Here is a 6480-nt window from a genome sequence, read left to right on the forward strand (position 1 = left end):
CGCGGGCGGGCCCGCCGGCGGGGCACAGGGGCGGGCGCATGGAGGCTCCAGGGGGGGGGGGTGGGTGATTGTAACGACAAAACACACACAAACGACCGCGATCGAACGCGGCGGTGACAGGACACGCCACGTTCACCCGCCCGTCAAGGCCTCGCGTCCGACGAACTTCGGGCCGATACCGGCTCGTTATCGTGCGGAACCTGCCTCTTGAGCCGGGCCGGGTGGAGCCACTAGCCTGCGCCTGCCCCTGTTGGGATCTGAGCCCCATCGGTCGCCTTCCGACACGAATCAACAAATTCCAACAGGCGCTCGCTCTGGCGACCCCCACCCACCCCCACCCTTGGAGCACCCATGCGCCCACGCATGCGCAGATCCCGACGACTCGCCGGCGCGCTGCTGTCGCTCGCCCTCGCGACCCCGGGCCTCGGCGCCCTCGCGCTGACCACGGCGACCCCCGCCGCCGCCCTCGACAACGGCACCGCCCTCACCCCGCCGATGGGCTGGAACTCCTGGAACTCGCTCGGCACCAACGTGACCGAGCAGCAGGTCAAGCAGACCATCGACTTCATGTCCGGCAACGGCCTGGTGGCGGCCGGCTACAACACCGTCACCATCGACGACGGCTGGTCGCTCTGGCACCGCGACGGCCAGAGCACCGACATCGTGCGGACGTCCTACGGCTCGATGCAGCTCTACGACGCCGCCGGGAACCCGGTCGCCGGCACCGACGGCACCGGCAACGACCCGACCTCCGGCCACCTCGCCCCGCGCCCGGACACCTTCCCCTCCCAGGTCGTCAACGGGCAGACCGTCAACGGCATCCAGTACCTCGCCTGGTACGCCCACAGCAAGGGCATGAAGTTCGGCCTGTACGGCACGGACACCTACCTGACCTGCCAGATGCACCCCGGCAGCCTCGGCCACGAGGCCACCGACGCGAGCGACTTCGTCTCCTGGGGCGTCGACTACGTCAAGTACGACGACTGCCCGTACGGCCCCCAGATCGTCGGCCCGGACGGCCACAACTACTACACCCAGGGCGAGGGCAAGGAACTCACCCAGTCCATGTACGCCCGGGTGCAGACCTTCCAGCGCGCCCTCGACGCCGCCTCCGCCGCGCAGGGCAGGCCGAGGGTGGCGCTCAGCGTCTCCGCCCAGCCGGTGCACACCGGCGTGCCGTACCTGCTGGGCGCCAACGACCCGGCCCGCACCGACCCGGTGATCCGGGCGGCCGGCACCCCGGCGTACCAGTCCCCGGGGTACGCGCCGACCGGCGTGTGGTGCGGGCAGGTCGCCAACCTGTGCCGGATCGGCGGCGACCGCGGCAGCGACCTGAGCGGCGTGCTCTACGGGCAGCAGCTGGGCACCGCGCTGCAGTACCCGGGCAACGTCCGCCCGGGCAGCTGGAACGACATGGACATGATGTTCACCGGCTGGCAGGACGTCTACGGCTCGTGGGGCGTCACCGACACCTGCGCGTGCCACAAGCCGTTCACCGACGACGAGTCGCGCACCGAGCTGTCGGTCCTGTCGATGATGGCCTCGCCCCTCATCTCCGGCGCCGACCTGCGCACCTACGCCGACGCCCAGCACACCGACGGCAGTACGAGCTGGTCCACCGGCATCCCCGCCTCCGGCCTGGCGCTCATGAAGAACGCCGACGTCATCCGGATCGACCAGGACGCGCTCGCCAGGCCGGCGACGCTGGTCGGCGCCCCGCCCGCGAACGGCACCGCCCCGGTGGTCCTCAAGCGGCAGCTGGCGGGCGGCGACACCGCCGTCCTGCTGGTCAACCAGGACCCGAACAACTGGCAGACGATCGGCAGCACGCTCGGCTCGCTCGGCCTCACCGGCGGCTACACGTCCAAGGAGCTGTGGACCGGCGCCACCGGCACCGTCGCCACCGGCGGCACGGTCGGCGGCACCTGGGTCGCCCCGCACGGCGTCGCGATGTTCCGCCTCACCCCGCAGGCCGCGTTCACGCCCGCGGCGGTGATCGGCGACGGCGCCTACCACGCGATCGGCGCGGGCGGCACCGGCGGCCAGGCGCTGGAGGTCCAGGGCACCTGCAGCGCCCCGGACGGCGCGGCCGTCGACGTCAACACGTGGTGGAGCACGCACACCTCGGAGCAGTGGAACTTCGCCGCCAATCCGGACGGCACGGTGCGCATCACCGACAACTGCTACACCGGCACCCAGGTGCACGGCACCCTCACCGCCCCCGGCTCGTCCGGCGCGGCCGCGTACGTCACCAACGGCTACGACCCGAACAACGCCCGCCAGAAGTGGCGGGTGCTCCAGAACACCGCGACCGGCGCACTGACCGTCACCAACGTGGCCACCGGCCTCGCGCTCGCCGCCGCCGGCCCGGCGGCCGCCTCCGCCGTCGTCACCGTCCAGCCCGACCCGGCCGCGGCCGGACAGGCCTGGACGACCCTCTCCTGATCCACCGTCCGCTCCGACCCGGTCCCCACCCGCCCGCCGGGTGGGTGGGGACCGGGTAGACCGCGGCGATAACGGGAACGTCTCGAATTGACGCGAGCGCATCGAAGACCCTTGACGAAAGTCCGGGCGGGGAGTTTCCTGTCCGAGCACGTTTGATCAAGTTTGCTTCTGATCGATTGTGTTTGATTCAAGCCGCGACTCAAACGCCGTGCCCACATCCCCCACCCTTCTCTCCTGACCGGGAGCCACCGCATGTTCATTCGCCGCAGCCGTGTCCTGTCCGCCGCCGTCCTGGGCTGTGTGACCCTCGTGGGCGCCGTCGGGTGCTCGACCGGCCAGGAGTCGTCCTCCGGCTCCGTCGCCAAGGTCGACGGCAAGGTCTCGCTGACCTACCTGCAGAAGCAGGGCGACCAGGAGTACTTCGTCGGCGAGGCGGCCGGCGCCAAGGCCAAGGCCGCCGAGCTCGGCGTCGACCTCAAGGTCGTGAACCTCGGCAACGACGCGAACAAGACGGTCAGCGAGGTCCAGTCGGCCATCGCCGGCAAGAGCAACGGGCTGATCGTCGTCGTGCCCGACCCGGCCGTCGGCCCGCAGGTCGTGCAGACCACCAAGGACGCCGGCGTCGCCCTGCTCACCTCCGACGACCAGATCTGCGCCACCGGCCCCGCGCCCGCCTCCTGCGGCAAGGGCGACCTCGTCGCCCGGGTCGGCTTCTCCGGCGAGCAGATGGGCGGCGAGGTCGGCAAGCGGGCCGCCGCCGAGTTCAAGAAGGCCGGCTGGAACCCCGCCGACACCCGCATCATCTCCGCCTGGAAGCAGGACGTCACCGTCTGCGGCGACCGGATCAAGGGCGCCAAGGCCGCCTTCGCCGCCGCCGGCGGGGCCGACGTCAAGAACATCGACGTCGCCACCGACAACACCCCCACCGGCGCCCAGGACAAGACCGCCGCCACCCTCACCGCCAACCCCGGCGTCAAGCACTGGGTGGTCTGGGGCTGCAACGACGAGAACGTCCAGGGCTCCGTCACCGCCCTGCAGAACGCCGGTGTCAGCCCCGACGACATCGACGGCGTCGGCCTCGGCGCCTACCTCGCCTGCAAGGACTGGACCAGCGGCAAGCCCTCCGGCATGAAGGCCGCCCTGTTCATCAACGGCAAGGACGTCGGCGCGCTGGCCGTCCAGACCATGGTCGACAAGCTCAAGAACGGCAAGGACTTCCCCGCCGAGGCCTTCGCCCCCACCACCATGGTCGACGCCTCGACCTGGCAGAGCACCGGCATGACCTGCAGCTGAGCACCACCCCTTCCGGTACCCCAAGCGACCCCCAGCACCTCCAGCGAGGCACGCATGACCTCACCCGAGTCCCCACCCGGCTCCGGGCCCTCCCCCCGGCCCGCCCAGGGCCTGGTCGCCGAGAACATCGGCAAGACCTTCGGCAGCGTCCGGGCGCTGCACGGCGTCAGCGTCGACTTCCCGCCCGGCAAGGTCACCGCCCTGATGGGCGAGAACGGCGCCGGCAAGTCGACCCTGCTGCGCATCCTGAGCGGCGACCACCGCCCCACCGAGGGGCAGGTCCTGCTCGACGGCGCCCCGCTCGACCTCTCCTCCCCCACCGACGCGCGCCGCGCAGGCATCCGGATCATCCCGCAGGAGCCGGAGATCATCCCGCACGTGTCGGTCGCCGAGAACGTCTACGCGGGCAGCCTCCCGCGCCGGGCCGGGCGCCGGCTCGACCGGGCCGAGCTGCGCCGGCGGATCACCGCGGACCTGGCCGACCTCGGCTTCGAACAGGTCCTCGACCCGGACCTCCTCGGCTCCGAACTCACCGCCGCCCAGCGCCAGTTGGTCGAGATCATGCGCGCGCTCACCGGTGCCGTGCCGCCCCGGGCGATCGCCTTCGACGAGCCCACCTCCTCGCTCTCCGAGCACGAGGTGGAGGCCCTGTTCGCCCTGATCGGCCGGCTGCGCGACCGCGGCATCGCGGTGATCTACGTGTCGCACCGCATGAAGGAGATCTTCCGGCTCGCCGACCGGATCGCCGTCCTGCGCGACGGCACCCTGACCGGCGTCCTGCCCGCCGACGGGACCGACGAGCGCGAGCTCGTCCGGCTCATGGTCGGCCGCGACCTGGCCGGCCTGTTCGTCCGCCAGGACGTCGCCACCGACCGCGTCGTGCTCGACGTGCGCGGCGTCAGCACCGACGACGTCCACGACGTCAGCCTCCGGGTCCGGGCCGGGGAGGTCGTCGCCCTCGCCGGGCTCATCGGCGCCGGGCGCTCCGAACTCGCCCTCGCCCTCGCCGGGGACGTGCCGATCCGCTCCGGCGAGGTCCTCCTCGGCGGCACCGTGCTGCGCCTTCGCTCCCCCAAGGACGCGATCCGCGCGGGCCTCGGGCTCGCCCCCGAGGAGCGCAAGGCCCAGGCGCTCTTCCTGCACCGGACGATCCGCGACAACACCTCGCTGGTCAGCCTCGACCGGCTGCGGCGGCGCCGGTTCGTGCGGCGCGGCGCCGAGCGGCAGCTCGCGCAGGAGTACGCGGACCGGCTGCGGGTCCGCGCGCCCTCGATCGAGAGCGAGGTCCGCACGCTCTCCGGCGGCAACCAGCAGAAGGTCGTGCTCGCCCGCTGGCTGGCCCGCCGCCCCGAGCTGCTGATCCTGGACGAGCCGACCCGCGGCGTCGACATCGGCGCCAAGGCGGAGATCTACCAGATCATCGCCGACCTGGCCCGCGACGGCGTCGCCGTCCTGGTGATCTCCTCCGAACTGCCCGAGGTCCTCGGCCTGGCCGACCGGATCCTGGTCATGCAGAACGGCCGGATCACCGGCGAACTCGGCCGCGCCGAGGCCTCCGAGGAGGCGATCCTCGCCCTGGCCATGTCGGAGGACCTCGCGCCCGCCGACACCACCGACCCCACGACCGGAGCCGCCCGATGACCACCCCCTCCACCACCGCCGACCAGCGGCCGCAGGCCCCCACCGGGCCCGCCCGGCCGACCGGCGCGCGGGCCGTGCTGGGCGCCGTCGGTGGCCAGAACCTCATCCTGCTGCTGGCCCTGGCGGCCGTGCTCGCGCTGTTCGGCTTTCTCAACCTCAACTACCTGGGCTGGCAGAACATCCAGGTCATCGCCGAGGCGGTGACCATCGCCGGGCTGCTCGCCGTGGTCCAGACCGTGGTGATCATCTGCGGCGGCCTGGACATCTCGGTCGGCTCCCAGGCCGGCCTCGCCTCCGTGGTCAGCGCGATGGTGTTCACGTCCACCGGCTCCAGCGCCGCGCTCGGCATCGGCGCGGCCGTGCTGGCGGGCGCCGGCGTCGGGCTGCTCAACGGCGTCGTGATCATCTACGGCCGGGTCAACCCGACCATCGCCACCCTGGCCGGGCTCGCCGCGTACAAGGGCGTCGCCCAGCTGATCTCGGACGGCCGCGCCCAGGGCTACGTCCTCGGCGACCCGCTGTTCGTCTTCCTCAGCCGGGGCAAGATCGCCGGGCTGCCGACCATGGTGTGGATCCTCATCCTGGTCGCCGCCGCCGTGCACGTTCTGCTCACCTACACCGACATCGGCCGCAACATCTACGCCCTCGGCGGCAACCCCACCGCCGCCCGGCTGGCCGGCATCGACCTCAACAAGTACCTGCTGTCGGTGTACGCGCTCACCGGCATGGTCGCGGCCGTCGCCGGCGTCCTGCTGACCGCCCGCACCGGCTCGGGGCAGCCCACCTCCGGCAGCGAGGGCCTGGAGCTCCAGGCCATCACCGCGGCCGCGCTCGGCGGCTGCGCGCTCAAGGGCGGCAAGGGCGGCATCGCCGGGACGCTCCTCGCCGTCGCGCTGCTCGGCGCGCTGCAGAACGGGCTCACCGTCCAGGGCATCAACTCCTTCTGGCAGAACGTCGCCCAGGGCCTCCTGCTCGTCGTCGCCGTGGTGATCCAGCAGCGGCGCGGGCGCGAGCGGGCCGTCGGCCTGCCCGCCTGACCGTCCTCCAGCCAATCCCCCAGGAGGCCGCCTCCGTCCCCCACCCGAGGCGGCCTCCCCCCCG

Annotated in this window: 4 protein-coding genes; all 4 read left to right on the plus strand. The window is 72.4% G+C overall.

Annotation, left to right across the window (positions count from 1 at the left end; all coding sequences use genetic code 11):
* Window positions 1-363: 363 nt before the first annotated feature.
* The 4 genes from ACFV4F_RS41625 (at window position 364) to ACFV4F_RS41640 (ending at window position 6416) form a co-directional block, all read left to right on the plus strand.
* Entirely contained in the window at window positions 364-2445 is a 2082-nt protein-coding gene (locus ACFV4F_RS41625; RefSeq protein WP_380510926.1) for a glycoside hydrolase family 27 protein, read from the plus strand.
* A 252-nt stretch (window positions 2446-2697) separates the two neighbouring features.
* A complete protein-coding gene (locus ACFV4F_RS41630; protein WP_380438735.1) occupies window positions 2698-3738 on the plus strand; it encodes a substrate-binding domain-containing protein in 1041 nt (346 codons plus the stop codon).
* Between the two features lie 54 nt (window positions 3739-3792).
* Complete coding sequence (locus ACFV4F_RS41635; protein ID WP_380438733.1) at window positions 3793-5379, plus strand: sugar ABC transporter ATP-binding protein; 1587 nt, start codon at window positions 3793-3795, stop codon at window positions 5377-5379.
* Window positions 5376-6416: an ABC transporter permease gene (locus tag ACFV4F_RS41640; RefSeq protein WP_380438731.1), complete on the plus strand. Its 1041-nt coding sequence runs from the start codon at window positions 5376-5378 to the stop codon at window positions 6414-6416. The genes ACFV4F_RS41635 and ACFV4F_RS41640 overlap by 4 nt, the downstream gene beginning before the upstream one ends.
* Window positions 6417-6480: the final 64 nt, after the last annotated feature.

This window comes from Kitasatospora sp. NPDC059722 (genome assembly GCF_042733235.1).
GTDB lineage: Bacteria > Actinomycetota > Actinomycetes > Streptomycetales > Streptomycetaceae > Kitasatospora.

Bases quoted from the DNA above. Each gene is read 5' to 3' on its own strand.
- ACFV4F_RS41625 (WP_380510926.1), top strand. From the start codon at position 364: ATGCGCAGATCCCGACGACTCGCCGGCGCGCTGCTGTCGCTCGCCCTC.
- ACFV4F_RS41630 (WP_380438735.1), top strand. From the start codon at position 2,698: ATGTTCATTCGCCGCAGCCGTGTCCTGTCCGCCGCCGTCCTGGGCTGT.
- ACFV4F_RS41635 (WP_380438733.1), top strand. From the start codon at position 3,793: ATGACCTCACCCGAGTCCCCACCCGGCTCCGGGCCCTCCCCCCGGCCC.
- ACFV4F_RS41640 (WP_380438731.1), top strand. From the start codon at position 5,376: ATGACCACCCCCTCCACCACCGCCGACCAGCGGCCGCAGGCCCCCACC.